21 protein-coding genes are annotated in these 25,368 nt (G+C 66.6%); 9 read left to right on the top strand and 12 right to left on the bottom strand.

Features of this window, described 5'->3' with window-relative positions; all coding sequences use genetic code 11:
* Positions 1 to 2: 2 nt before the first annotated feature.
* Entirely contained in the window at positions 3 to 572 is a 570-nt protein-coding gene (locus tag U1H82_RS13895; RefSeq protein ID WP_322965555.1) for a gamma carbonic anhydrase family protein, read from the bottom strand.
* Positions 572 to 2,650 (bottom strand): malate synthase G, encoded by a 2,079-nt coding sequence (locus tag U1H82_RS13890; RefSeq protein WP_322965554.1) that lies wholly within the window; start codon positions 2,648 to 2,650, stop codon positions 572 to 574. Before U1H82_RS13890 ends, U1H82_RS13895 begins: the two co-directional genes overlap by 1 nt.
* Positions 2,651 to 2,748: 98 nt before the next feature.
* Here U1H82_RS13890 and U1H82_RS13885 point away from each other — a divergent pair, with 98 nt between their 5' ends.
* Together U1H82_RS13885 and U1H82_RS13880 are read left to right on the top strand one after the other, a co-directional pair.
* Entirely contained in the window at positions 2,749 to 3,621 is an 873-nt protein-coding gene (locus tag U1H82_RS13885) for a LysR family transcriptional regulator (protein WP_322965553.1), read from the top strand.
* Between the two features lie 79 nt (positions 3,622 to 3,700).
* Positions 3,701 to 4,636 (top strand): DUF808 domain-containing protein, encoded by a 936-nt coding sequence (locus U1H82_RS13880; protein ID WP_322965552.1) that lies wholly within the window; start codon positions 3,701 to 3,703, stop codon positions 4,634 to 4,636.
* A gap of 5 nt (positions 4,637 to 4,641) precedes the next feature.
* Here U1H82_RS13880 and U1H82_RS13875 read toward each other — a convergent pair whose 3' ends face one another.
* Positions 4,642 to 4,842, bottom strand: a complete 201-nt coding sequence (locus tag U1H82_RS13875; protein WP_322965551.1) for a DUF5818 domain-containing protein — start codon at positions 4,840 to 4,842, stop codon at positions 4,642 to 4,644.
* A 37-nt stretch (positions 4,843 to 4,879) separates the two neighbouring features.
* Positions 4,880 to 7,876, bottom strand: a complete 2,997-nt coding sequence (locus U1H82_RS13870; protein ID WP_322965550.1) for a ligand-binding sensor domain-containing diguanylate cyclase — start codon at positions 7,874 to 7,876, stop codon at positions 4,880 to 4,882.
* A 160-nt stretch (positions 7,877 to 8,036) separates the two neighbouring features.
* Here U1H82_RS13870 and dinB point away from each other — a divergent pair, with 160 nt between their 5' ends.
* Positions 8,037 to 9,197 (top strand): DNA polymerase IV, encoded by a 1,161-nt coding sequence (gene dinB / locus U1H82_RS13865; protein ID WP_375339531.1) that lies wholly within the window; start codon positions 8,037 to 8,039, stop codon positions 9,195 to 9,197.
* An 8-nt stretch (positions 9,198 to 9,205) separates the two neighbouring features.
* Here the strand turns inward: dinB and U1H82_RS13860 are convergent, their stop codons facing one another.
* From U1H82_RS13860 to glmU, 4 genes are all read right to left on the bottom strand, one after another.
* Positions 9,206 to 10,963, bottom strand: coding sequence for an ATP-binding protein (locus U1H82_RS13860; RefSeq protein ID WP_322965548.1), 1,758 nt, complete (start codon positions 10,961 to 10,963; stop codon positions 9,206 to 9,208).
* Positions 10,964 to 10,995: 32 nt separating this feature from the next.
* Positions 10,996 to 12,870: a putative bifunctional diguanylate cyclase/phosphodiesterase gene (locus U1H82_RS13855; RefSeq protein WP_322965547.1), complete on the bottom strand. Its 1,875-nt coding sequence runs from the start codon at positions 12,868 to 12,870 to the stop codon at positions 10,996 to 10,998.
* A gap of 76 nt (positions 12,871 to 12,946) precedes the next feature.
* Positions 12,947 to 14,770: a glutamine--fructose-6-phosphate transaminase (isomerizing) gene (gene glmS / locus U1H82_RS13850; protein WP_322965546.1), complete on the bottom strand. Its 1,824-nt coding sequence runs from the start codon at positions 14,768 to 14,770 to the stop codon at positions 12,947 to 12,949.
* Positions 14,771 to 14,774: 4 nt separating this feature from the next.
* Positions 14,775 to 16,139: a bifunctional UDP-N-acetylglucosamine diphosphorylase/glucosamine-1-phosphate N-acetyltransferase GlmU gene (gene glmU, locus U1H82_RS13845; protein ID WP_322965545.1), complete on the bottom strand. Its 1,365-nt coding sequence runs from the start codon at positions 16,137 to 16,139 to the stop codon at positions 14,775 to 14,777.
* Positions 16,140 to 16,201: 62 nt separating this feature from the next.
* Between glmU and U1H82_RS13840 the strand changes: the two genes are divergently transcribed.
* Positions 16,202 to 16,894 carry an HAD-IA family hydrolase gene (locus U1H82_RS13840; RefSeq protein ID WP_322965544.1) on the top strand — a complete coding sequence of 231 codons (693 nt, stop codon included), beginning with the start codon at positions 16,202 to 16,204 and terminating at the stop codon, positions 16,892 to 16,894.
* Here U1H82_RS13840 and U1H82_RS13835 read toward each other — a convergent pair.
* From U1H82_RS13835 to U1H82_RS13820, 4 genes are read right to left on the bottom strand one after another with little or no spacing between them, the layout of a single operon-like run.
* Positions 16,854 to 17,882: a nucleotidyltransferase domain-containing protein gene (locus U1H82_RS13835; RefSeq protein ID WP_375339530.1), complete on the bottom strand. Its 1,029-nt coding sequence runs from the start codon at positions 17,880 to 17,882 to the stop codon at positions 16,854 to 16,856. The two genes, U1H82_RS13840 and U1H82_RS13835, sit on opposite strands and share 41 nt — an antisense overlap.
* Positions 17,867 to 18,712: an HprK-related kinase A gene (locus tag U1H82_RS13830; RefSeq protein ID WP_322965543.1), complete on the bottom strand. Its 846-nt coding sequence runs from the start codon at positions 18,710 to 18,712 to the stop codon at positions 17,867 to 17,869. Before U1H82_RS13830 ends, U1H82_RS13835 begins: the two co-directional genes overlap by 16 nt.
* Entirely contained in the window at positions 18,709 to 18,993 is a 285-nt protein-coding gene (locus tag U1H82_RS13825; RefSeq protein ID WP_322965542.1) for an HPr-rel-A system PqqD family peptide chaperone, read from the bottom strand. The genes U1H82_RS13830 and U1H82_RS13825 overlap by 4 nt, the downstream gene beginning before the upstream one ends.
* 4 nt (positions 18,994 to 18,997) lie before the next feature.
* Positions 18,998 to 19,453 (bottom strand): hypothetical protein, encoded by a 456-nt coding sequence (locus tag U1H82_RS13820; RefSeq protein WP_322965541.1) that lies wholly within the window; start codon positions 19,451 to 19,453, stop codon positions 18,998 to 19,000.
* A gap of 154 nt (positions 19,454 to 19,607) precedes the next feature.
* Here U1H82_RS13820 and U1H82_RS13815 point away from each other — a divergent pair, with 154 nt between their 5' ends.
* The 5 genes from U1H82_RS13815 to pstB all read left to right on the top strand — a co-directional run bounded on the left by U1H82_RS13815 (position 19,608) and on the right by pstB (position 25,360).
* The gene (locus U1H82_RS13815) at positions 19,608 to 20,852 is read left to right on the top strand and encodes a sensor histidine kinase (protein ID WP_322965540.1); all 1,245 of its coding nucleotides are present in this window, start codon (positions 19,608 to 19,610) and stop codon (positions 20,850 to 20,852) included.
* A gap of 72 nt (positions 20,853 to 20,924) precedes the next feature.
* Positions 20,925 to 21,971, top strand: a complete 1,047-nt coding sequence (locus tag U1H82_RS13810; RefSeq protein WP_322965539.1) for a substrate-binding domain-containing protein — start codon at positions 20,925 to 20,927, stop codon at positions 21,969 to 21,971.
* Positions 21,968 to 23,344: a phosphate ABC transporter permease subunit PstC gene (pstC, locus tag U1H82_RS13805; protein WP_322965538.1), complete on the top strand. Its 1,377-nt coding sequence runs from the start codon at positions 21,968 to 21,970 to the stop codon at positions 23,342 to 23,344. Before U1H82_RS13810 ends, pstC begins: the two co-directional genes overlap by 4 nt.
* Complete coding sequence (pstA, locus tag U1H82_RS13800) at positions 23,337 to 24,602, top strand: phosphate ABC transporter permease PstA (protein ID WP_322965537.1); 1,266 nt, start codon at positions 23,337 to 23,339, stop codon at positions 24,600 to 24,602. Before pstC ends, pstA begins: the two co-directional genes overlap by 8 nt.
* On the top strand, positions 24,596 to 25,360 hold the full coding sequence (pstB, locus tag U1H82_RS13795; RefSeq protein WP_445977870.1) for a phosphate ABC transporter ATP-binding protein PstB: 765 nt from the start codon (positions 24,596 to 24,598) through the stop codon (positions 25,358 to 25,360). The genes pstA and pstB overlap by 7 nt, the downstream gene beginning before the upstream one ends.
* Positions 25,361 to 25,368: the final 8 nt, after the last annotated feature.

Raw genomic sequence — 25,368 nt, 5'->3', positions numbered from 1 at the left:
GGCTAGGCAGGTGGACCGCCCGCGTCAACGTCCGTTCCGGCCCGATCATCGTCCAATCGCTTGAGTTGTGCGGCATAATGTTGTGCGCGTGCGGCATAGCCCGACGCGGAGCCGCGCAGGCCTGCGACCTGATCGGGGGCCAGGGTGCGAACGGCGCGGGCGGGCGCACCGACGATCAGGCTGCCCGGCGGGAACAGCTTCCCCTCGGTGACCAGCGCCCCTGCGCCGACCAGCGATCCCGCCCCGATCACCGCATCGTTGAGGATGGTCGCGCCCATGCCGATCAGGCATCCATCCTCGACCGCACAGCCATGCAGCACCGCGCGGTGGCCGATGGTACAGTCCGCTCCGATGGTCAGCGGACTGCCCGGATCGGAATGGAGCACCGCCCCGTCCTGAATATTGGTCCGCGCGCCCACCTGCACCGGGCCATTGTCGGCGCGCACCACCGCGCCGAACCACAGGCTGACCTGCTCCGCCAACACGACCTCGCCAATCACGTCGGCCGAGGGCGCGATCCAGGCGGTATCTTCCACGACGGGCCGTTTGTCTCCAAGAGCATATAGCGGCATCAGGCGATCTCCTCCTTGGCGCGGGCACGATAATGGTGGAGCAGCGGCTCGGTATAGCCATTGGGTTGCGCCAGGCCTTCGAAGATCAGCGCGCGGGCAGCCTGCAACGCCAGACAATCGGGGGCGTCCGCCATGGGGCGGTACAGCGGATCGCCTTCATTCTGGGCGTCCACCTTCGCCGCCATGCGGGCGAGCGCCTGTTCGATCTGATCGGCCGTGACGATGCCGTGATGCAGCCAGTTCGCAATATGCTGCGACGAGATGCGCAGCGTCGCGCGGTCCTCCATCAGGCCGATATCATGGAGGTCGGGCACCTTGGAGCAACCGACCCCCTGGTCGATCCAGCGCACGACATAGCCCAACAGCCCTTGTGCATTATTCTCGAGTTCGGCCGCGATCTCATCCGGCGTCCATGCGGGCGCCTCGGCGATCGGCGGGGTGAGCAGCCGGTCCAGCGAAGCGATCGGCTCGGCCGCGCGGGCGGCTTGCCGGGCGGCGACATCGGTGCGGTGATAATGGGTGGCGTGCAAGGTGGCTGCGGTCGGTGACGGCACCCAGGCCGTGGACGCTCCGGACAGAGGGTGCGCACCTTTCTGGGCGAGCATGTCCGCCATCCGGTCGGGTGCGGCCCACATGCCCTTCCCAATCTGCGCCCGCCCGGCAAAGCCGCAGGCCAGGCCGATCTGGACGTTGCGATCCTCATAGGCCGATATCCAGTCGCAGGCCTTCATGTCCGCCTTGCGAACGACGGCCCCACCCAGCATCGCGGTATGGATTTCGTCGCCAGTCCGGTCGAGGAAACCGGTATTGATGAAGACGATCCGGTCCTTCACCGCATGGATACACGCGGCAAGGTTGGCGGAGGTGCGCCGTTCCTCGTCCATCACCCCGATCTTGATCCGATGGCGGGCAAGGCCCAGCATATCCTCGACCGCATCGAACAGCCGATCGGCGAAGGCGACCTCTTCGGGGCCATGCATCTTGGGCTTCACGATATAGATCGAGCCGGACGCACGCATCGCGATCAGGCTGGTGACAGCCGCGTCCAGGATGCCCTCGGGGGCATCCCGTCCATCCGCCAGCCGGATGGCCGGCGTGGTCATCAAATGGCCCACATTGCGGACGAACAACAGGCTGCGTCCCGGTAGCGTGAACGCAGTGCCGTCGGGTGCGCGATAGGCGCGGTCCGGGGCCAATCTGCGCGTGATCGTCCGGCCGCCCTTCTCAACCTCCGCGGTCAGCGTCCCGTCGATCAGGCCCAGCCAATGGCGATAGCCCGCGACCTTGTCCTCGGCGTCGACCGCCGCGACCGAATCCTCCAGGTCGCAGATGGTGGTCAGCGCGGACTCCAGCACGATGTCGGCGATCCCGGCGGGATCAGTTCGGCCGATGGGGTGCGCGGGATCGACGATGATCTCGATATGCAGGCCGTGATGGCAGAACAGCCAGCCCTTCTCGCTCCGCCCGCGAAACAGCGTTGGGTCATCCAGGCGCTCGACGGCCGAGGCGAGGTCGGTCACGCCCTCCCAGCCGCCCGGAAGAGGCAGCGCATCGTTCAGGAAATCGCGCGACCAGCGGATCACCGCCGCCCCGCGTGCCGGATCATAGCCCGTGCCGCCCGCCAATGGCATGATCGCGTCCGTGCCGTAGAGCGCGTCATAGAGGCTGCCCCAGCGCGCATTGGCCGCATTCAGCAGGAAGCGGGCGTTGAGCATCGGCACGACGAGTTGGGGCCCGGCGCGGGATGCGACCTCCTCATCGACATGCGTCGGTGCGATGGTGAAAGGCGCAGGCTCCGGGACCAGATAGCCGATCTCGGTCAGGAACGCCCGCTGCGCCGCACCGTCGCGTGGCCCGCCCCGGCGATACCAGTCGTCGATCCGGGCCTGTAGCGCATCGCGGCGATCGAGAAGCGCCGCATTCTCCGGCGCGAACCGGGAAAAGACCTCCGCCAGGCCCGCCCAGAAACGGTCGGGCGCCACGCCGCTGCCCGGTAAGGCATAATCCTCCAGAAACCGAACCAGCGCAGGGGCCACGGCCAGACCGTGGCGATCGATCATGCGGCTGTCGTGAAGCATGGCGGCTCTCCTCTTCGCTCGATATCGACACGATAGGGCATCGCCATTCCCCGCGGTAGTAGGCATAATCGATCCGCTGTCGATCGCTGGAGGAACGAATGGACCCCGATATCGCGTTGTTCGTCGATGTGGTTCGCGAGGGCAGCCTGGCGGCCGCCGCGCGGGCCTGGCGACTGTCGCCCGCCATGGCGTCGAAACGGATCGCGCGGTTGGAAACGCGGCTGGGGGTGCGACTGCTCCACCGAACGACACGGCGGCTCGCTCCCACGGCGGCAGGCGCGGCCTTTCATGCCGAGGTCGCGCCGCTCGTCGCCGGGCTGCGGGCGGCGGAGGCGCGGGTGACGCAAGCGGGTACGGGGCCCGCCGGTCCGCTCCGGCTCAGCGCCCCAACCTCGTTCGGGCGATTATGGATCGCGCCCTATCTCACCGCTTTTCTCGATCGCTATCCGGCAGTTCGCATGCGGCTTGATCTGACCGATGATTTCGTCGACCTGATCGACGGCGGCATCGATGTGGCGATCCGTATCACGGCTACGCCGCCTGGTGGATTGGCCGCGCATCGGCTGGCCGACAATCGGCGCATCCTGTGCGCCAGTCCGGCCTATCTTGCCCGAGAGGGCACGCCAAAGACGATCGCCGACTTGCGCGATCATGCCCTGCTCGCCGCGAAAGGCCAGTTTCCCTGGCGGCTGACCGGTGCGACGGTCAATGGCGAGAGCCGGGTCGAGACCCAGTCGAGCGAGGTGGTGCGGGAGTTGGTGCTGGGCGGTGCCGGGATCGCCTTGCGGTCGCTATGGGATGTGGGGGATGCGCTGGCGGACGGGCGGCTGGTGCGCGTGCTGGCGGCGCATGAAGGATCGGCGGCGGTCGGCATCTGGGCGTTGCATGCGCCGGTCGGCACCCCGGCGGCGGTGCCCGCCCTGCTCGACCATCTCGCCACCGCGTGGCGTGGCGCCCCATGGATGACATGACGGACCCGTCATTTTTCCGTGCATCGCGATCCGCCAGGCTCTAGGCACGGCCGGGTACGGAACAGGGAGTAGTGGGTCGATGGCAGGGGGTCTGGTCGCATTGCTGGACGACGTGGCGGCAATCGCCAAGCTGGCGGCGGCGTCGCTCGACGATGTCGCGGGCGCGTCGGCGCGGGCGGGAGCAAAGGCGGCGGGCGTGGTCATCGACGATACCGCCGTCACGCCGCGCTATGTCGTGGGGCTGGCGCCGCAGCGGGAATTGCCGATCATCGGCAAGATCGCGCTGGGGTCGCTGCGCAACAAGCTGCTTTTCCTCCTCCCCGCCGCCTTGCTGCTCAGCGCCTTTGCGCCCTGGGCGATCACGCCGATCCTGATGGCGGGCGGCGCGTTTCTGTGTTTCGAGGCGAGCGAGAAGATTCTCGAAACGCTGACCGGCGGGCATGAAGAGGCCGAGGATGCGGCCCCGGTCGATGCCAAGGCACTGGAGGACCGGCAGGTCTCTGGCGCGATCCGTACCGACCTGATCCTGTCGGCGGAGATCATGGCGATCGCCCTGTCCGAACTACCCGACCTGTCGATCGGGACGCAGGCGATCGCGCTGGCGCTGGTCGGCATCGCGATCACGGTGGGCGTCTATGGCCTGGTCGCCGCCATCGTGAAGATGGACGATATCGGCCTGCATCTGGCACGCCGTGACAATCCCGGCGCGCAGGCGATCGGGCGCGGGTTGGTCAAGGCGATGCCGGTCATCCTGCGCGTCCTTGCCGTCGTCGGGACCGCCGCAATGGTCTGGGTCGGCGGTGGCATCATCGTGCACGGCATGGAGGAATTCGGCTTCACCACCCTGCCCCATCTGATCCACGACACCGCCCATCATGTCGGCGAGGCGCTGCCGGCCGGCGGTTCGGCCGTGGCGTGGCTAGTCGGCGCGATCGGCTCGGCGATCATCGGCCTGATCGTCGGGGCGATCATCGTCGGTGTCCTGCACCTGCTGCCCCGCAAGGCTGCGCATTAAACGCCTCAGCCGCCCCTGACCCCGTCGACCTCCATCAGGTCGGGGCCGAGCATATGGCCGGTCACCGCCACCGACTTGCCGACATGATCGACGGGCACGCGCATCAGGCGTAGCTCCAGCACCTTGCCGTCATCGCCCTCCAGGATAAAGGCACCGCCCCGGCGGACCAGGCGGCCGCTCTTTACCAAGGGCAGGTCGTTCGTCATGCCATCCCAACCCCGGCCATGAGGCGGAGTTCCGGGATCACGCGGCCCGCGCGACCTGATCGCGGCCGCCGCGCTTCGCCCCATAGAGCGCGGCATCCGCGCGGCGGATCATGGCCGCCACATCCTCGCCCGGCAGCCACTCGGTCACGCCTGCGCTGAAGGTCACCCCGATCCGCTGATGGCCGACGACGACCGGCTCCGCGGCCATCTCGATGCGCAGGCGCTCCACGATCCCGATCGCGGCATCCAGCGTCGCGCCCGGAAACAGGATCGCGATCTCCTCGCCGCCATAGCGCGCGACGATATCATCCAGCCGAACGCCCTCTTTCAGGCTGGAGGCGACGGCGACCAGCACCTCGTCCCCGGTCGCATGGCCAAAGCCGTCATTGATGCGCTTGAAATGATCGATGTCGAGCAGCGCGAAGGCGAAGCGGTCATCATCGTTCATCGCATGATCGCGCGCGCCCTGGAGCGCGCCCATCAAGGTCCGCCGATTGGCCAGGCCGGTCAGGGGATCGGTGCTGGCAAGACGGTCCAACTGTTCGTTGGCGGCGCGCAAGGCGCTCGTCCGTTCCTCGACCATCTTTTCGAGCATTCGGGCGCGGCGACGGATGACGGCGGTGACCAGCAGGAACGCGACACCAATCGCCAGGAGGACGAGCGCCGCCATGGCGATACGGGCAGGCCAGGTCTCATACCATTGCGGATCGACATCGACACGCACCCGGCGCGTGATCGTCTGGGCGGCGAGCCCCGGAATATGCGCGCGCAACTCCAGCCAGTAATGGCCAGCGGGCAGATTGGTATAGGTCGCGCTGGCCGGGGTTCCGGCGGGCACTATCATCCAGTTCCGGTCAAACCCCTCCAGCCGATAGCTGTACCGGATTTCGTCCGGCGCATCGTAATCGGCCAGTGCGAAGTCGATCCGCAATGTCCGGCCATCGATCCCCCATTGCAAGGCGAGTTGCTTCGCCGAGGAATCGAGCGCGTGACCGTCGATGTCGGCCGAACTGACGATCAGTCGGGCAGCATTGTGCCGTCCCAGCCGTCCGAGCAACAGGTCCGGTTGCAACACCACCAGCCCGTCCGGCGCGCCGAACAGCAAGGACCCATCCGCCGTCCGCGCCACCGCACGCTGGTTGAACGCACTCACGCCCAGTCCATCGCGCTGGCTCATCACCCGTACGGTCCGCCCATCACGATCGATGACGGAGATGCCACCCGCACTCGCCACCCAGGGCCGCCCATGCGTATCGAGGATCAGCGACGCGACATTGTCACCCGCCAGCCCTTGCGCCTCGGTCACGGCGTGAAAGTGCCAGCCGCCGGGCACGGCATGGCCCAGCGCCACCCCGCCATAGGTGCCGACCCAGATATTCCGGCCGGTCGGAATGATCGATCCTGCATAATCCTGGGGCAGGCTCCCTGGCTCACCCGACCGGCTGGAGAAGTTCGTGAAGCGACCGCTGGCCAGGTCCATCCGGCCTACCCCGCCGGGCGTCGCGATCAGGACCACTCCGCCCGGCTGGACGACGATGTTGATGACTTCGTTATTGGGCAGGCTGTGCGGATCGGCCGCGTCATGTTCGAACACGCGGACCTGTCCGTCGCTGCGGCGGCGAACGAAAAGCCCCTTATAGGTTCCGATCAAAAGGGCGTCGGGCGTCTCGGCCAGCGAGATGACCGGCAGATCGCCCAAGCCCTTCACCTCTAATGGTCGCTGCGCCAAGGTCCGGGGATCGATCGTCACAACACCGCGCGCGCCGACCAGGATCGTGCCGTCGGCCGCTTCCTTCAGCGCCTTGATATCCTGTCCGCCATGCTGACCGTGCAGCGTCAGGCGGCGGACCTGCCCCGCCGCACGGTCAAGCCGGTCGACCATGCCGTTGCTATAGCCCAGCCATATCCGGTCGTGTCGGTCGACCATGATGCCACGGACATTGTCGTCGGACAGCGACATGCCCGGATCGGGCATCGCCGATCCGATATGCAGGGTTCCGCCGCCCGGCCCCTGGGTCCGTGCCGCCCCCATTTCGGTTGCGGCCCAGACGCCGTCCGATCCGTCCAGGGCGAGTGCGCGGACCGTGTCACCGGGCAAGGATAGCGGGTTGGCTGACAGATGCCTCAGCGGAATGGCCGCAAACCCATGCACGGGGTCCAGCAGGATGATGCCTTTGCCATCGGTCCCGATCCAGATGCGGCCACGTCCGTCCTCGACCAGGGCCCGGATCGTCCGGTGCCCAATCAAGGGCGCCGCGCCCGTCAGGATCGGCATTTGCGTGAAGCGCGGGCGCCAGTCCCGGTCGGTGGACATATAGAGGCCGTCCGATCCGGTTCCGATCCACAGCCGCCCCTGGCGGTCGCGCAGGATCGACCAGATATCCTGGTCGCCTGCCTCATGGTGCAACGATGTCGGGACGAAGCGGCGGGTTCCAGCCGGGCGCACCCATAACCCGTCCTCGCATCCGGCCCAAAGCGTACCATCCGCATCGCGGTGGACGGCGAATGCGACCTGGCGGCGGCCATCGGCACCCTTGATCGCCTCGGCGGTCATCGGGTCGATCCGGTCGGAGCCCGCGACATAATGATGGATGCCGCCGTCCGACGCGACATAGGCGCCCCCCGCACCATCGGGAGCAAAGCCAAAGATGCGCGTTCCGATCCGCCCCTTAAGCGCCTTCAACCGAATGAAACGACCGCTGGCTGGGTCGTAACGCGCCGGGCCGCCAACATTGGTCCCGATCAGCAGGCCGCCATCGGGCAAGGCCAAAAGCGAGCGCACATAATTGTCGGGCAGCGAAAAGGGATCGCTCTGACGCTGTCGGAAGCTGCGGACCCGCTGTCCGTCATAGCGGCTGAGCCCGCCACGCGTGCCGATCCACATCGTGCCGTCGCTCGCACGGACGATCGCGGTCGCGGTGACATGCGGCAGACTGACCGCGTCACCGAGCCGCGTGAAACTGGCCGATTGCCAGGCCGCCCATGGGTCCCGCGCCTCACCCCGAACCACCGAGGGCAGACACAGAAACAGCAACAGGACTGCGGCGCCAAAGGATTGAAAGCGTATCAAATCTCTCACCGCCGCACGGTCTATAGTGAATTTAATAAAGCCAGATTAACTTCCGTCAATTTGTGCCGCGCGTTGCTATCGCACCAGGGCTTGACGCCGTCGCCATGTTCCTGTTTCGTTTTACATGCCCGTGGCGTGCGGGTGTGTGGATCGTCCTGGTTTCTCCGTGTCACTCCAATCCCCACCCCCTGATGCACCGGCGCGGCGCGACGGGCGCAAGATCATCCATGTGGACATGGACGCCTTCTATGCATCAGTCGAACAGCGGGACGATCCGAACCTGCGCGGGCGGCCGGTGGCGGTCGGTGGGTCGCGCGCGCGGGGCGTGGTTGCTGCGGCAAGCTACGAGGCGCGAGTGTTCGGCGTCCGTTCCGCCATGCCCTCGGTAACGGCGATACGCCGCTGCCCCGAGCTGGTCTTCGTACCGCCCAGGTTCGATGTCTATCGCGAGGTGTCGCAACACATCCGCGCGATCTTTGCTCGCTTTACCGAACTGATAGAGCCGCTCTCGCTCGACGAAGCCTATCTGGACGTGACCGAGGACCGGGCGGGCATGGGTTCGGCCACCGCGATCGCCACCGCCATTCGCACCGCGATCCGGGCCGAGACGGGGCTGACCGCATCGGCGGGTGTCAGCTATAACAAGTTCATCGCCAAGCTCGCCTCGGACCAGAACAAGCCCGACGGACTATGCGTCATCCCGCCGACGCATGGCGCGGCGTTCGTCGCCAGCCTGCCGGTCAAGCGCTTCCACGGGGTCGGCCCCGTCACCGCGCGCAAGATGGAGGCGCTGGGTATCCTGACCGGGCAGGATTTGTGCGATCGGCCGCTGGAGTTCCTGCAACGCCATTTCGGCAGCTATGCCGATTATCTGTACGGTGCGGCACGCGGGATCGATCACCGGCCGGTCCGCGCCCAGCGGATCGCCAAGTCGGTCGGCGCCGAACGCACCTTCGAGACCGATCTCTCGGATCGTACGGCCCTGCACGAGGCGTTGGAACGGGTGGTCGAGGCCGCCTGGACCCGTATCGCGCGCAGCGGCGTGACGGGCCGGACGGTGACGTTGAAGCTCCGGCACAGCGATTTCCGGACCATTACCCGCGCCCGATCGGCCACGCATCCGATCGACGACCGAGCCGCCTTCCTCGCGATCGGACTGGACCTGCTCGACCAGCAATTGCCCATAACGGGCGGCGTTCGCCTGCTCGGCCTGACCCTGTCCGGTTTACGTACTGGCGATAAAGAGGACTCCGCAGGCCCCAGCCAGCCCGAACTGCCGCTCTGAATGCGCGATCAGGCCGCCAGTTCGGCCATGGGCTCGCCCCTGATATCGGCGTCCAGCGTCAGGATCGCCACCGCCCCCATTCCGCGCCCCGCGCTGCGAAGCTCCAGGGTCCCGCCCATCGCCGCCATCGAGTTGGCGCACCAATGGAGGCCAAGTCCGCCCGACTTTTCCGTGCGGGTCGAATAGCCCGACTGGAACAGGCGTGTCGCCTGGGCAGGTTCGAAGCCTTCACCATCGTCGATGATATGGATGGCGAGGCGGCCGTTGCCGGGCGGGGCGATCTCGACCGAGATCATACCATGGTCGCGCCCGGTCGCGACGATGGCTTCGACCGCGTTGGAGAAGAGATTGCCGATGACTTGGCTCAGGATCACCCGATTGGCGAGAACGTGCTCGGTATGCGCCGGGACGGTGAAATCGATCGACACGCCCTGGGCATAGCGGGCGATTGTCGCATTGCGGGCGACGATATCGGCAATGTCGCAGCGTTCGCGCGGTGGACGCTCATTGGCACGCGCCTGTTGCGCCCCGATGATTTCCAGCGTCTGACGCATCGCATCGCGCCCGACTTCCAATTGCAGGCGCACCGCATCCCGTGCCACCGCTTCCGCATCAAGCGCGGTCGCGACAAAGGTCACGAGCTTGGCGCGGCGTTCGGGGGTAATGTCGTCACGCGCCAGTTCGGCCAGCGCCCGGTCGAGCAAATCGCGCTTCGCCGCCGCTGGCTGATCGATGCCATGGCTCAGGATCGTGCCGAGCGGCGCCAGCGCATTGCGGACATTGTGCAGCACCGCGACCGCGCTTTCCGAACGGCCTAGGGCAAAACTCTGGATCTCGTTGCGTTCGCGCAGGTCGTTGAGCTGGTTCAACATCGCATTGAAGCTGCGTCCCAGCGAGTCGAATTCCTCGCAACGATTATGTCGATCCTCGAACGGCAATAGTGCGCCATATGCCTGGACCCGCTGCATATGCCGTTCGACCCGGCTCAACGGGGCGAGCACGAACCAGCCCAGCGCACGGCGCAGCATCAACAGCATGAGAACCAGCAGCAGGATCGATCCGGCCGCCGCCAGGAGAAGCACCCGACGCCCGAGCAACATGACCTCGCGCGAAATCGGGAAGGTCGCGGTGGCGATGGCTCGGCCGTCCGCACCGCCGATCGGCACGATGACCTCGATCGACCGGGCTTCCCTCTGCGCGGCATGGGTCGGCATCGATGACAGGGTGTCGATGCCAACCGGCCTGCCCAAGGCCTGCGAGAGGCGCTCGGCCGTCAGCGGACGCGCGACCGCGACGTAACCGCGGCCCCGCGCATCCTCGGCTAGCCCGACCGCCATGATATGGCCCCCGACCGGCAGATAGAAATGCGCCGAACGATCGGCACCCAACAGTGTATCGATATCGAGTCGACGCAACGCCGCGATAAGCATCGTCTCGACTCCGGCCGATCGCACCGGGATATGGCTGCGAAAAGACCATTCGCCCCTCGGCGCCCGTTGATGAAGGACGGCGTTGGACGCTTGTACCGAAACCGAACCGACAGCCTGGGCCTGCTCGCGCGCCATCACCTCGGTCAGCGCCGCGAAGTCCGATAATGTGGTCAGCGCCCTGGCGCGATACCCCTGGGTGGCGCGGTTCTCCAATTCGGCAAATCCAGGGGAGATGACGAGCGCGAGGAGCCCGGCCAACGCCAAGGCGCCTCCGATCCCCGTCAAGGTCAGGATCGACACCATCGTCTCACGAAGCGATCGGGGCCGTTCCCGCACCCGTCGCCACCATTCCATCACAGGCATGCCGATTACCGCCCCGCAGTTGCGGCCAGCGACAGTTCTTGTACCTCCCCGGACAGGGACAGGAATTTGCGCTCCGCGAGTTCCCGCGCTTCGGCGGCGGGCACCGGCTTGGAAAGGAGATAGCCCTGCAAATGGCTGGCCCCGGCGACGCGCAGCGCCTGCGCCTGGGATTCGGTTTCGACCCCTTCGGCGATCACGCCCAGCCCCAGCGCGCGGCCGAGATGGATGATCGAATGGACGATTGCAGCCGATTCCCGCTCGCGGCCCATGCCATCGATGAAGCTGCGGTCGATCTTCAGGCAATCGAGCGCGAATTTGCGGATATTGTACAGGCTGGAATAGCCGGTCCCGAAATCGTCGAGCGCGATGCGAAAGCCAAGCGAGCGCAGTTCGTACAGCGTCTGCGCGGCATGTTCGGCATCGTCGAAGATCGCCGTCTCGGTGATCTCGATCTGGACGCGGCTCGGCGCGACACCTGCGCGCTGGACGCTGTCCATGACATGGCCGACGAAATGCGAACGCCGGAACTGGATCGGGCTGAAATTGACCGACACATATTGGCCGGGCCAATGCCGAAGCTCGGCCAGCGCATGGTCCAATATCCAGTCCCCCAGATCGTGGATCAGATGGCTTTCCTCGGCGAGCGGGATGAAGATCGCCGGGCTGATCGGCCCACGCTCCGGCGTGTTCCAGCGGACCAGCGCCTCGAAGCCGACGATGTCCAGGCCGACCCGGCTGACGATCGGTTGAAAGGCCAGGCTCAGCTCGTCGCGGGCAATGGCCCGGCTCAACCCGGCCTCGATCTGGCGGCGCACGCGGATGCCTTCGTCCATTCCGGCATCGAACACCCGGACCACGCCGCGCCCCGATCGCTTGGCTTCGTTCAACGCCATATCGGCCTGACGGACCAGATCGGTCGGGTCACGCCCCTCACCCGGCAGGCTCATCACCAGCCCGCAGGAGGCACCGCACCGCACGGCATGGCCCAGCACGTTGAAGCTGGACGCACAGGCGGTCACGATCCGGTCGCAGGCGGCAACGGCCACGCCCTCATCCTCGGCATCGAAGAAGATGCCGAACTCGTCCCCGCCCAGCCGCGCGACCATCGCGCCTTCGGGCACATGCGCCTGGATGGTGGCACAGACCTCGCGGATCAGTTCGTCGCCCGCCAGATGTCCCAGCGTGTCATTCACCAGCTTGAACCGATCGAGGTCGAGCATCGCGGTCACGAACGCGCCGTCCTGCCGTCCACGCTCGGTCAACCCACGCAGAAAGGCAACACGGTTGGGCGCATCGGTCAGCGCGTCGTGCATGGCGATATGCATCGCCCGGCTTTCATTCGCCTCCAGCTCGGCGCTTTTTTCCTCCAGCGTCGCCACCTGTTCGGCGAGCAGACGGCGGGCGACGGCCAGCTGACGATCATTATCCCATCGGCGGCAAAGCGCGCGCGCCATCTGCTGGATCTCCGTCACCTCGAAGGGCTTGGCGATGTAGAAAATCTTGTCGGCCGGCCCGGCGACCTTGCCGATCTCGGCCGGTGAGAAGTCCGAATAGCCGGTCACGATGACCAGGTTGATATCGGGATCGATCGCCCGGATGCGACGCGCCGTCTCGCGCCCGTCGATACCTGGCGGCATGCGGATGTCGATAAAGGCGACCGCGAAGGGTGTGCCGTCGGCCATCGCCTGCTCGACCGCAGCCAAGGCCTCTTCGCCCTGGAGGCAGTGGCGGCGCTCCAGCGCATAATCCGCGCTACCCTCGTCGGCGGGTTCGCCGAACAGCGCGGCGGCCATCGCGTCGAGCGTGCCATCCCGGCCCGAAAAACACAGCCCATAGCTGTCATGAACGGCCGGTTCGTCGTCGACGATCAGAATACGCATCCGGCTACCACCCGTCCATTACTCACTAATTGGACAGATGGTAACCGGAGACGCTTAAAGTGACGTAAATGGTCAGTTATTCGACGGTTACGCTCTTGGCGAGGTTGCGCGGCTGGTCGACATCGGTGCCCTTGGCGACCGCGACGTGATAGGCGAGCAGCTGGACCGGCACCGCATAGACGATCGGCGCGATCAGCGGGTGCACCTTGGGCATGGTGATGGTGGCGATGCAATCCTCGCCCGCCGCCTCGATCCCGTCATAGTCGGAAATCAGGATCACCTTGCCGCCGCGCGCCTGCACCTCCTGCATGTTCGAGACGGTTTTCTCGAACAACGGACCCGACGGCGCAATGACGATAACGGGCACTGATTCGTCGATCAGCGCGATCGGACCATGCTTCATCTCGCCCGCCGCATAGCCCTCGGCATGGATGTAGCTGATCTCCTTCAGCTTGAGCGCGCCTTCCAGCGCCAGCGGATAATCGGTTCCGCGTCCCAGATACAGCACGTCACGCGCGCCCGCGACCGCCCCCGCCATCGCCTCGATGGCTTCGTCATAGGCGAGCGCGCCGTTGATCGCGGCGGGCGCCTCGGCCAAGTGCCGGACGATCTGACGTTCCTCGTCGGCCGACAGCCGCCCCTTGGCCTTGGCGAGATTGGCGGCGAGCGCGGCCAGCACGCTCAACTGGCAGGTGAACGCCTTGGTCGAGGCGACGCCGATCTCCGGCCCGGCATGGGTCGGCAGCAGCAGATCGGCTTCGCGCGCCATCGAGCTGGTGGGGACGTTGACCACGGCCGCGATCGTCTGCCCCTCGGCCTTGGCGTGGCGAAGTGCGGCCAGCGTGTCGGCGGTTTCGCCCGATTGGCTGATGACGATCATCAAGCCGCCCGGCTCCATCACCGGTGCACGGTAACGGAATTCGGACGCGACATCGAGGTCGACCGGCACGCGGGCGAACTGCTCGAACCAGTATTTGGCGACCATGCCCGCATAGAAGCTGGTGCCGCAGGCGACGATGGTGACGCGCTTGATGTCCGACAGGTCGAATTCGGGGATGGGCAGCGCGATCTTGCCCTCCAACCGCTGGAGATACGAGCGCAGCGTCTGGGCGACGACGATCGGCTGCTCGTAGATTTCCTTCTGCATGAAGTGCCGGTGATTGCCCTTGTCGATCAGCGCGCCGGTGACGCCCGACAGGGTCACGGGCCGGTCGACGGGGGTGTTGTCGCGGTCATAGACCTGCGTGCCCTCACGGGTGCAGACGACCCAGTCGCCTTCGTCGAGATAGGCGATACGCTGGGTCAGCGGCGCGAGCGCCAGCGCGTCCGAACCCAGATAGGTCTCGCCATCGCCATAACCCACGACCAGCGGCGAGCCGAGCCGTGCACCGATCAACAGATCGGGCTGTTCACGGAACAGGATGGCGAGCGCGAAGGCGCCGTGCAGGCGCGGCAGCACCTCTCGAACGGCCGCGACGGGATCGAGCCCCTGCTCGACCTTCTCGCTGACCAGATGCGCGACGACTTCGGTATCGGTCTCGCTGGTGAAGACACGCCCGCGCCCGATCAGTTCGTCGCGCAGCGCCTTGAAATTCTCGATGATGCCGTTGTGGACGACTGCGACATGATCGGTGGCGTGCGGGTGGGCATTGTTGGTCGTCGGGCCGCCATGCGTCGCCCACCTGGTATGTGCGATGCCGATCGAGCCGGGCAGCGGATGCGCCGCCAGTTCCTTGGCAAGGTTGACCAGCTTGCCCGAGGCGCGACGGCGCTCGATCTGGCCATGATCGATGGTCGCGATCCCGGCCGAGTCATAGCCCCGATATTCCAGGCGACGCAGACCATCGAGCAGCCGCTCGGCAACATCCTCGCCGCCCAGGATTCCCACGATACCGCACATAGTCTTACTCCCCAGCCTTCTTCGCGGCTTTCTTTGCCGTCATCATCTCTCGGAAACGCTTGGCCCAACCGGACTTGGTCTGACGCTCGGCCCGGACCAGCGCCAGCGCATCGGCCTCGACATCGCTCGTCACGACCGAGCCCGCCCCGACGATGGCACCTGCGCCGATCGTCACCGGCGCGACGAGTGCCGAGTTGGAACCGACAAAGGCCCCCTCGCCGATCACGGTTCGGTATTTGAGGAAGCCGTCATAATTACAGGTGATCGTGCCCGCGCCGATATTGGCGCCCGCCCCCACCTCGGCATCCCCCAGATAGGTCAGGTGATTGGCCTTGGCGCCGGGACCGAGCACGGCCTTTTTCATCTCGACGAAATTGCCGACCCGCGCGCCCTCGCGCACATCGGCACCAGGCCGGAGGCGCGCATAGGGACCGATATCCGCACCGGTGGCGACAGTCGCGCCCTCCAGATGGCTGAAGGCATGGATCGTCACCCCGTCGGCGACATGGACGCCGGGGCCGAAGACGACATGCGGCTCGATCACCACATCGCGGCCCAGTCGGGTGTCATGCGAGAACCACACCGTGTCCGGTGCGATCAGCGTCGCGCCATCGGCCATGGCGCGGGCGCGACGACGCACCTGCCAGTCGTTCTCGACCACCGCCAGCTCGGCGCGGCTGTTGACGCCCGCCACCTCGCCCGCGCTCGTTTCGATCACCGCCGAATGACGGCCATCGGCGGCCGCCAGCATGACGATATCGGGCAGATAATATTCCCCCGCCGCATTGTCATTGCCGACGCGGTCGAGCAGGCCGAAGAGATCCTCGGAGCGCACCGCCATCAGCCCGGAGTTGCAGAGGGTTACGGCGCGCTCTTGAGCATTGGCGTCCTTGAACTCGACCATTCGGTCGATGCGCCCGTCGGCATCCGCGATGACGCGGCCATAGGCGGCGGGATCGGCAGGCCGGAAACCCAGCACGACGGCGGCGGGCGCATCCGCCTCGGCCAGTCGGTCGATCATCGCGCGCATCGTCCGCGCCTCGACCAGCGGTACGTCGCCATAGAGGATCAGGACGTCACCCTGGAAACCCGACAGCGCGTCGCGCGCCTGCGCCACGGCATGGCCGGTGCCCAGCTGCTCGGCCTGGAGCGCGGTCGCCACGCCGAGCGGCGCGACCGCCGCCTCGACCTGTTCGCGCCCTGCGCCCGTCACCACGACCATGCGCTCGGGCGACAAGGCCTTCACGCTGTCGATCAGGTGGAGCAGCATCGGCCGCCCTGCAATGGGATGGAGGACCTTGTGCAGGTCCGACTTCATGCGGGTGCCCTTGCCCGCAGCGAGGATGATGGCGGCGACTGGTCTCGTCATGGTGGTTGCGCCTGCCATGGATTTCCGGCCAAAGCCAGCCACAGACTGAACCGGGACCCATCATGGAAACCAATTCACCGCACGGCTTTCCTTTCGCCATCGTCGGGTTCGACCTGGACGGGACGCTGCTGGACACGAGCGGCGATCTGGCCGCCGCCGTCAACCACGCGCTGGCCTCGATCGGGCGCGATCCGTTGAGCGTCGCGGCGGTCAAGCCGATGATCGGCGGTGGCGCGCGCGCGATGTTGCACTATGGACTAGATGCAACCGGTGGTTATGATCCCGAGACGCTCGATGCGCTGCACCGCCGTCTGCTCGACTATTACGAGGCGAACCTTGCCGTGCACACCGCCCCCTTCCCCGGCGCGCTCGATGCGCTGGACGAACTGGCGGCGCGGGGCGTGACGCTCGGCATCATGACCAACAAGCTGGAACGCTTTGCCCGTGCGATCCTGGACGCGCTGGGACTGACCGAGCGCTTCGCGTCAATCATCGGGGGCGACACGCTGGGCGTGTCCAAGCCCTCGCCAAAGCCGATCCAGGCGCTGGTCGAACAATGCGGTGGCGGGACGGCCGCCTTTGTCGGTGATTCGATCTTCGACGTACAGGCGGCGCGGGCGGCGGGTCTGCCGGTCATCGCCTGTTCCTTCGGGTTTCTGAGCCAGCCGGTCGAAGCGCTCGGTGCGGACGCCGTGATCGACGGTTATGCCGATCTCATCCCGACACTGGAGCGGCTTTCGCCTTCCGCCACTTGATCCACAAATGCCGTGCGAGCAGCGGCGGCGGCATGCGGATGGCATGCGAACGGATATAGAAGGCCAACCGCGTCCCCTTCCGCCGCTCCCGGCCCCAGCCATCGCGGGCCGTCATCCGGCGAAGGAAGAGCCGGTCGACCGCCGTCACGCGCCGCCATCGGTGGGGGACTTCCGTCCTGTAAAGCGCATGGCTTAAGCGGAGCGCCCTTCCGACCGCGACCGACAAGCCATGACGGGCGGAGCGCGCCTCAAGCCCCTCAAAACCGCGTTCCTCGATCAGGGCGTGGATATCCCAGATATTGCGCAAGCCCCCCGCCAGTTCGCCATCGGCGAACAGATGCGCGGCGGCATGGACGATCATGTCGCTATGGCACAACACCGCCAGCCCGCCCTCCAGCGGTTCGGCATCGGCGATCAGCGCGGCGGCATCGGGCCTTGGCCGCGCGGTCGGCGGCAGGATGGTGTGATGCACATCGACCATCCGCCCGCGTTCACCATGGACCAGCGGGGGAAGCTCATGCATCCATTGCCGGTAATAGAAATCGTCATAGGGGTCCGGCTTGACCCATTCCCATCCGGCCCCGATCAGCAGCTTCTCGGCATGGTCGAGCGATGCGCGCGGCAACAGGATATCGCAGTCGCCGATCCCCCGCCCCTGCGCTGCGGCGAGACCGGCAGCGGCAAAAGCGGTTCCCTTGAGCAGAATGACCGGATGTCCCAAGGGTTTGAGCGCCTGCGCCACGCGGTTCGCCTCCCACAATGCGGTCCGACGCGCTTCGGCGGCATCGATACGCGCCTCTGCCAATGCCGCTGCCACGACCGGCGGCACGGCCAGCCCCTCCAGCCGGTGCGCGAGCGTCCCCGCCAGCGTTTCGGCGCGCGCCACGGTCAGCACTTCGGTCCATGTCGCAAGGTCGAGCGTTGCCACACGCTCCGGGGCTCGGAGCAAGGCGACGAGTATCCGCACCGCCTTCACAACGCGTCCCACAGCGCTTCGACCGCTGCGACACCGGTCGCCCCGTCAGGATAGTCCAGCGTGACGGCCGGTATCCCCGCCCGCAATCGCGTAAGTGCCCGAAATCCCGCTTCCCCCAATGCGGTATAGTTGGTCGAAGCCTGGGTCAGCCGAAGAAAGACCTCGGTCGGCGGCAGGCTGTTGAGCGCGGACGGATAGCCGAAGCGGGGGAAAACCAGCAGCACGGGGCGGGCGGGCTCCCCCATCGCTGCGATCGCGGCAGCGTCGGGCGCGACATGGCGAATATCGCCCTTTGGCGTTCCCTTCATGAGCGGGCCGACCCGGCTACCCTCCGGAATGACGGCGAGGCTTTCGTTCTTCAGGCTGAAGGGACGGGGAAAGGGGTGCACCCATCCGGTGACCGGGTCGACCATCGCGAATTCGTCACCCAGAAAGCGCCAGCCCTTTTGCGCCAGCATCAGCGCCAGAGTCGATTTGCCCGCACCCGACACGCCGCTGAGCAGGATAGCCTTGTCCCCCCGTGCGACGACGGCGGCATGGAGCAGAAGGTGGCGGCGATGCCCCAGCGCGACTTGCAGGTTCATCCCCATCTCGGCCGCCAACAGCCCATGCGCCAACGGCAAAGGCGCGGCGTCCGGCAACTCGTAATCGCCCCCCAGCCGAACCGATGGGCGCAGCCAGCGCCGCCAGACGGACATTGCCTCCAACCGGACGCTATAATCGGCGAAGGCTGGACGGGGATAATCGCTGTACAGCGCGTCCAAGGCGGCGATCGGCGCACGCCAGTCGGCGCCGATCCGAAAACCGATCGAGCCGACCTGTAGGAAAATCCGGTGTCTCACACCCGGTCGACCAACCCGGCGGCGACCAACTCGTCCAGACGGGTGCGCAGCATCCCGGCCCCGTCACCGGGCGTGCCGTCGAGGTCATAATGGCGTGCCAGTCGCGCGAGCAGGGTGTCCACGTCCAACGGCTCACCGGTCAGCGCCTCCAATATCTGGGGTGCCGGCTCGTTCAGCAGATGCGTCGTGCCCGACGGACGGTGAAAGACGACGGTAAAGATATCGAGCGGCTCGACGATCAGCAGGGCCGCCGCCGCCGCGCGGTAGCGCGGACCGGGCACTGGGTCAGCTCCGGGGATTCTGCACGGACACGAAACAGGTATAGCCGCTCTGCCCCATCTTCAACTTGTTGATATACTTCAGATAGGCGCTGTTGGTGGAATAGTTGGTGCCGGGCAGATACGCCCCCCCATTGAGCGCCCGACGTACTTCCTCGCCGGTAAAGGGGCGTGGCGGTGGGGGATAAGGGCCGCCAAGCAAGCCGCCGATCGCCCCCAGCGGACCGGGGGGAACCGCATTGCCGTCGCGGTCGATATATTTGCCCGCATCGGCCGGGCCCGGCACCGGTATCTGACAGTTCATGACCGAACCCGTCGTCTGGGCCAGCGCCGGTCGGATCGCGACGACCGTACTCGCGCCGACCGCGCCCAGCATCAGCATCCGGCGGCTCGTCACGCTGGAGGCGGGAGCAGCGGCCGGTTCCTCGGGGCCGGAGCCATGATCGGGGGGCGTGTCGTCCATCACGGTGCGATGTCCCATATTCATCGCCGCGCCACAAGAACCTGTGCAAAGGCCGTACCTTTCCAAAACTGGCCCAAAGCTGGAACCATGATTGCGCTGGCCACAACGGCTGGGAGGAAGACAGAGCCCGCGCCGGCCGCTACATCGACACGCCATGGGATTCGGCATTCGTACTCTATGGGCCATCGTGGTGGTGGTGGTGGCCGCGGCCGTCGTGTTCCTGACGGCAGGCCCCGCGCCTGCGATCATCGCGCTGGTCGGCGGGATCGCCGCCGCGCTGGTCGCGAGCGAAGGCATTCCCGACGAAGCCGAGGATGATCGCCAGACCGAGGAGGGCCCGCCCGGCCTGTCCCCGCTGCTCGCGGAAGCCCTGGACGCGATCGTCGAGCCGGTGCTGCTGATCGAGGGGGGCCGGGTCATCCTGGCGAACCGGTCGGCGCGGGGGTTGCTCGGTGCGCATATCGTGGGTGAGGATGCCCGTATCGCCATCCGCCACCCGGCCGCCGCCGAACGGCTGCTGGCCAAGGAAGGCGTGACCGATCCCGACCATCCCATTTCGCTGGTCGGCCTGGGCTCGCTGGAACAGCGATGGGAAATGCGCGTCGCCGACACGACCAGCGGACAGCGGATCGTTCATCTGATCGACCAGACCGCGCATGACGCCGCCGAGCGGATGCGCGTCGACTTCGTCGCCAATGCCAGCCACGAACTGCGCACCCCGCTCGCCTCGATCCTGGGGTTTATCGAGACGCTGGGCGACGAGGCAGGCGAAGACCCCGAAATCCGCGCCCGTTTCCTGAAGGTCATGTTCGACGAAGCCCGGCGGATGCAGCGGCTGGTCGAAGATCTGATCTCGCTCAGCCGGATCGAGGCGGACAAATATCGCCAGCCCGCCCAGCCCGTCGATATGGTCGATCTGGTCAATCACGTCTGGGAAGAGTTTCTGGACTCGGGCTCGCCGCGTGCGGACGACATCGTGTGCGAGCTGACCGACGATCTGCCGCCCATCGCCGGGGACCGCGCCCAATTGTCGCAGATGCTGCACAATCTGATCGGCAACGCGATGAAATATGGCAAGGCCGAAACGCCGGTCCGCGTCCGCCTGGACCGTGACGGGGTGATGCTGCGACTAAGCGTTGCGGATCGTGGCGAGGGGATCGCCGCCAGCCATCTGCCACGGCTGACCGAACGCTTCTACCGTGTCGACTCCGGGCGCAGCCGTAGCATCGGCGGCACCGGACTGGGCCTGGCCATCGTCAAACATATCGTCGAGCGGCATCGCGGACGGCTGGAGATCACAAGCGAGGTCGGGGCCGGAACGACGGTAACCGTGCGCCTGCCCCCGATCAAATCCCCCGAAAAGAGCCTTTCCGAGGCCACTGTCACAAAACCACAATAAAAATGTCACACGGGGGTATAGCGAGCGTGGCAGCGCCGGTTCGCACCCGTTCCGGTGTTTCCAAGGATCTCGATGCGTCTGCCCTGCCTTCTCGCCGCGATGTTCGCGCTGGCGGCCTGCCATGATCAGGCCAATGGCGGCGGCGCGGGCGTGCGGGAGCAGATCACGGCGGTCGGTTCCTCGACGGTCTATCCCTTCACCACGATCATCGCCGAACGCTTCGTCGCGGCCGATCCGGATGCGAAGGCGCCGGTGATCGAATCCACCGGTACGGGCGCGGGCATGAAGCTGTTCTGCGCGGGGATCGGGGCGGGTCATCCCGATCTGGAAGACGCCTCGCGCCGGATGAAGGCGAGCGAATATCGCGAATGCGCCGCGCATGGTGCCGATCAGGTGCTGGAAATCCCGATCGGGATCGACGGCATCGCCTTCGCCGAATCGAAGCGTGGACCGCATATGGCGCTGACCTCGGTCGATATCTACCGTGCGCTGGCCGCGCATCCCGGCGGCAGGCCCAATCGGGCGCGGACCTGGGCCGACGTCAATCCGTCGCTCCCCGCCATTCCTATTCAGGTCTATGGTCCGCCCGCGACCAGCGGCACGCGCGACGCGCTGGCGGAGCTGATCCTGATGAAGGGGTGCGACGCGGTCGAGCCCGGTGCCGCCGCGCTGGCCGCCCGCGACGTGGACGCCCACCGGCTGTTCTGCACCCGCGTCCGCGAGGACGGCGCCTATATCGATGCGGGCGAGAACGATAATCTGATCGTCCAGAAGCTTCAGGCCAATCCCGATGCACTGGGCGTCTTCGGCTATTCCTATCTCGAGGAAAACCGCCAGACGGTCGACGGCGTCGCGATCAACGGCGTCAAGCCGACCTATGATGCCATCGCCGCCGACCGCTATCCGGGATCGCGCCCGCTTTATATCTATGTGAAGAAGGCGCATCTCGATGCCATTCCCGGCCTGCGCGCGTTCCTGCGCCTCTATGCGGATAATTGGGGAAAGAACGGGCCGCTGGTCCGCCGGGGGCTGATCGCCTCACCCGCCCCGGTCCAGGCCCGCGCGCGCGCGATCATCGTGCATGAGATTCCGCTCGATCCGGCAAGCCTGCCGTCATGAACGGGGTCGTTCTCCTGATCCTGACCGTGGGGCTGGGCATCATCGCCTGGGCCTGTACGCGGATGCATGCGATGGGCTTCCGGCGCCGATCGGCGATGCGGGTCAGCTCGCTGCCGCATCATCATGGCTGGTATGTCGCATTGTGGACGACCGTGCCGCCGCTACTCTTCCTGGCCGTCTGGGCCGCGACCTCACCCGCGCTGGTCACGGACATGGTATTGCAGGCACCTGCCGCCGTCCGGCTCCCCCCGCCCGGTTTCGAGCGCGCCGCGATCCTCTCCGAAGCGCGGGCGCTGGCGGCGGGGCAGGCCCATGGTGCCTTCCATGCGCTGTCGCGGACCCTCGCCCCGGCCTATGAGGCGGCGCAGACGCGGATCGACTGGATCGCCACCGCGATCGTCCTGCTGCTGGCGCTGGCGGGCGGCGCCTATGCCTATCTGCGCGTTCGCCCTGAATTTTCGGCACGGACCCGGATCGAGCGCGTGGTACTGGGCCTGTTGCTGGGCGCATCGCTGATCGCGATCCTGACCACCGCCGGGATCGTCGCTTCGCTGCTCTATGAGGCCGGACGCTTCTTCTCGGTCGTGCCGATTACCGATTTCCTCTTCGGCACCCATTGGAGCCCCCAATCGATCGATCCCCGCAATCCCGGCGCATCGCTGGGGGCGGTTCCGCTCTTCTGGGGCACGTTCTTCATCGGGGCGGTCATCGCCATGGCGGTGGCCATCCCGTTCGGGCTGATGAGCGCCATCTATCTCACCCAATATGCCGCCCCCCGCGCCCGCCGGATCATGAAACCGGTGCTGGAGGTGCTCGCGGGCATTCCGACCGTCGTCTATGGCTATTTCGCCGCGCTGACGGTGGCGCCTGCGGTGCGGCAGTTCGCGATCGCGATCGGCGTGGACTGGGCCTCGTCGGAAAGCGCACTGGCCGCCGGACTGGTCATGGGGGTGATGATCATCCCCTTCGTGTCGTCGATGGCCGATGACAGCCTGGCCGCCGTGCCGAGCGCGATGCGCGACGGCAGCCTGGCGATGGGCGCGACACCGTCCGAGACGATCACCCGTGTCCTGCTGCCCGCCGCGTTGCCCGGCGTCGTCGGCGGCGTGCTGCTCGCAGTCAGCCGCGCGATCGGCGAGACGATGATCGTCGTCATGGCGGCGAGCGGCGTCGCGACGCTGACCGCCAATCCCTTTGCCAGCACCACCACGGTCACCCGCCAGATCGTCGACCTGCTGACCGGCGAGGCCGAGTTCGACAGCCCCAAGACGCTGGCCGCCTTTGCACTGGGCCTGACCCTGTTCCTCATCACGCTGCTCCTCAACATCGTCGCGCTGAACGTGGTCAAGCGGTATCGGGAAACCTATGAATAAGCCGCCTTCCTCGCCAGCGCCCGCCGGCTGGGGCAGTCCGGCGATGGCCCGGCGCCTGCGCCGTCGCTATGCCGCGGAGCGTCGTTTCCGGCGGCTGGGCGCGGCCGCCGTCGCGCTGTCGGCCGCCTTCCTGGCCTTCCTGCTCATCACCATGCTGGCCCAGGGGCTTCGCGGCTTTACCGAGACGCGCGTGTCGATGCCGGTGGACCTCGCGGCGGCGGACCTGCCGGTCGAACCCGCACGGCTGAAGGGCCGCAGTGCCGATCTGGCGCTGGCGGGAGCGGGGCTGGAAGACGCCGTCGATACCGCCGCGACCAAGGCGTTCGGCCCGATGGGGACGGACCTGTTGTCGCCCGGCGCGTGGATCGTGGTGCGTGACGCCGTCAAGGCGGACCCCGGCTTGCTCCACCGTACCACCCGGTTCAAACTGCCCGTCGCCAGCGCCTATGACGTCGCGGCCAAGGGCATCGGCACGCCCGAGGCCGAGCGGGTCGTCGACCAATTGCGGGCGCGCGGTGTCCTGTCGACCGGATGGGACCTGGGCTTCCTGCGCGATGCCGATGCGACCGATCCGACGCGGGTCGGTATCTGGGGCGCGGCGAAGGGCTCGCTGCTGACCATGCTGGTCACGCTCGCGCTCGCCTTTCCGATCGGTGTGCTGGCCGCCCTCTATCTCGAGGAATATGCGCCCAAGAATCGGTGGACCGACATGATCGAGGTGTCGATCAACAATCTGGCGGCGGTCCCCTCGATCATCTTCGGCCTGCTCGGCCTTGCGGTATTCCTGGGCAGCTTCGGCCTGCCGCGCTCGGCCCCCTTGGTGGGCGGCCTGACCCTGGCGCTGATGACCATGCCGGTGATCGTCATCGCCGGGCGCAACGCGATCAAGGCGGTGCCGCCCTCGATCCGTGACGCCGCGCTGGCAATCGGGGCATCACGGGTACAGGTGATCTTCCACCATGTCCTGCCACTCGCCCTGCCCGGTATCCTGACCGGCACGATCATCGGCATGGCCCGCGCGCTGGGCGAGACCGCGCCGCTGCTGATGATCGGTATGCGGGCCTTCATCGCCGCGCCGCCGCAGGGGCTGACCGACCCGGCAACGGTGCTGCCGGTCCAGATCTTCCTCTGGTCGGATCAGGTCGATCGCGGCTTCATCGAGAAGACGTCGGCCGCGATCATCGTCCTGCTCGTCTTCCTGCTCGCGATGAACGGGCTGGCCATCTACCTCCGCAATCGGTTCGAGACACGCTGGTGAGTACCCCCAAGATAACCGCGCGCAACGTCAGCGTGTCCTATGGCGCCAAGCAGGCGATCCACGACATCTCGATCGATGTCGACATGGATCACGTCATCGCGTTCATCGGCCCATCGGGCTGCGGCAAGTCGACCTTCCTGCGCACGCTCAACCGGATGAACGATACCATCCCCTCGGCGCGCGTGTCGGGCGAGGTGCGGCTCGACGGACAGGATATCTATGCCCCCGAGATGGACGTGGTACAGCTGCGCGCACGGGTCGGCATGGTGTTCCAGAAGCCCAACCCCTTCCCCAAGTCGATCTACGAGAATGTTGCCTATGGCCCGCGCATCCATGGCCTCGCTACGTCTCGCAGCGAACTGGACGCGATCGTCGAACGCTCGCTGACCCGCGCGGGCCTGTGGAACGAGGTAAAGGATCGCCTCTCGGAAAGCGGCACCGCCCTGTCAGGCGGTCAGCAGCAGCGGCTCTGCATCGCGCGCGCCATCGCGGTGGACCCGGAAGTCATCCTGATGGACGAGCCGTGCAGCGCGCTCGATCCGATCGCGACGGCCCGCATTGAGGAGCTGATCCACGACCTGCGCGGCCGCTACGCCATCGCGATCGTCACCCACAACATGCAGCAGGCCGCCCGCGTTTCGCAGCGCACCGCCTTTTTCCACCTCGGCACTTTGGTCGAGTACGGCAAGACGTCCGACATCTTCACCAACCCCAGGCAAGAGCGGACCAAGGACTATATTACCGGCCGTTACGGCTGAGGACGAGG

Source organism: Sphingomonas fuzhouensis, from assembly GCF_034659795.1.
Classification (GTDB): domain Bacteria; phylum Pseudomonadota; class Alphaproteobacteria; order Sphingomonadales; family Sphingomonadaceae; genus Sphingomonas; species Sphingomonas fuzhouensis.
This window is presented reverse-complemented; position numbering and strand designations above follow the sequence as displayed.

Bases quoted from the DNA above. Each gene is read 5' to 3' on its own strand.
- U1H82_RS13895 (WP_322965555.1), bottom strand. From the start codon at position 572: ATGCCGCTATATGCTCTTGGAGACAAACGGCCCGTCGTGGAAGATACC.
- U1H82_RS13890 (WP_322965554.1), bottom strand. From the start codon at position 2,650: ATGCTTCACGACAGCCGCATGATCGATCGCCACGGTCTGGCCGTGGCC.
- U1H82_RS13885 (WP_322965553.1), top strand. From the start codon at position 2,749: ATGGACCCCGATATCGCGTTGTTCGTCGATGTGGTTCGCGAGGGCAGC.
- U1H82_RS13880 (WP_322965552.1), top strand. From the start codon at position 3,701: ATGGCAGGGGGTCTGGTCGCATTGCTGGACGACGTGGCGGCAATCGCC.
- U1H82_RS13875 (WP_322965551.1), bottom strand. From the start codon at position 4,842: ATGACGAACGACCTGCCCTTGGTAAAGAGCGGCCGCCTGGTCCGCCGG.
- dinB (WP_375339531.1), top strand. From the start codon at position 8,037: ATGCCCGTGGCGTGCGGGTGTGTGGATCGTCCTGGTTTCTCCGTGTCA.
- U1H82_RS13855 (WP_322965547.1), bottom strand. From the start codon at position 12,870: ATGCGTATTCTGATCGTCGACGACGAACCGGCCGTTCATGACAGCTAT.
- glmS (WP_322965546.1), bottom strand. From the start codon at position 14,770: ATGTGCGGTATCGTGGGAATCCTGGGCGGCGAGGATGTTGCCGAGCGG.
- glmU (WP_322965545.1), bottom strand. From the start codon at position 16,139: ATGACGAGACCAGTCGCCGCCATCATCCTCGCTGCGGGCAAGGGCACC.
- U1H82_RS13840 (WP_322965544.1), top strand. From the start codon at position 16,202: ATGGAAACCAATTCACCGCACGGCTTTCCTTTCGCCATCGTCGGGTTC.
- U1H82_RS13820 (WP_322965541.1), bottom strand. From the start codon at position 19,453: ATGGACGACACGCCCCCCGATCATGGCTCCGGCCCCGAGGAACCGGCC.
- U1H82_RS13815 (WP_322965540.1), top strand. From the start codon at position 19,608: ATGGGATTCGGCATTCGTACTCTATGGGCCATCGTGGTGGTGGTGGTG.
- U1H82_RS13810 (WP_322965539.1), top strand. From the start codon at position 20,925: ATGCGTCTGCCCTGCCTTCTCGCCGCGATGTTCGCGCTGGCGGCCTGC.
- pstC (WP_322965538.1), top strand. From the start codon at position 21,968: ATGAACGGGGTCGTTCTCCTGATCCTGACCGTGGGGCTGGGCATCATC.
- pstA (WP_322965537.1), top strand. From the start codon at position 23,337: ATGAATAAGCCGCCTTCCTCGCCAGCGCCCGCCGGCTGGGGCAGTCCG.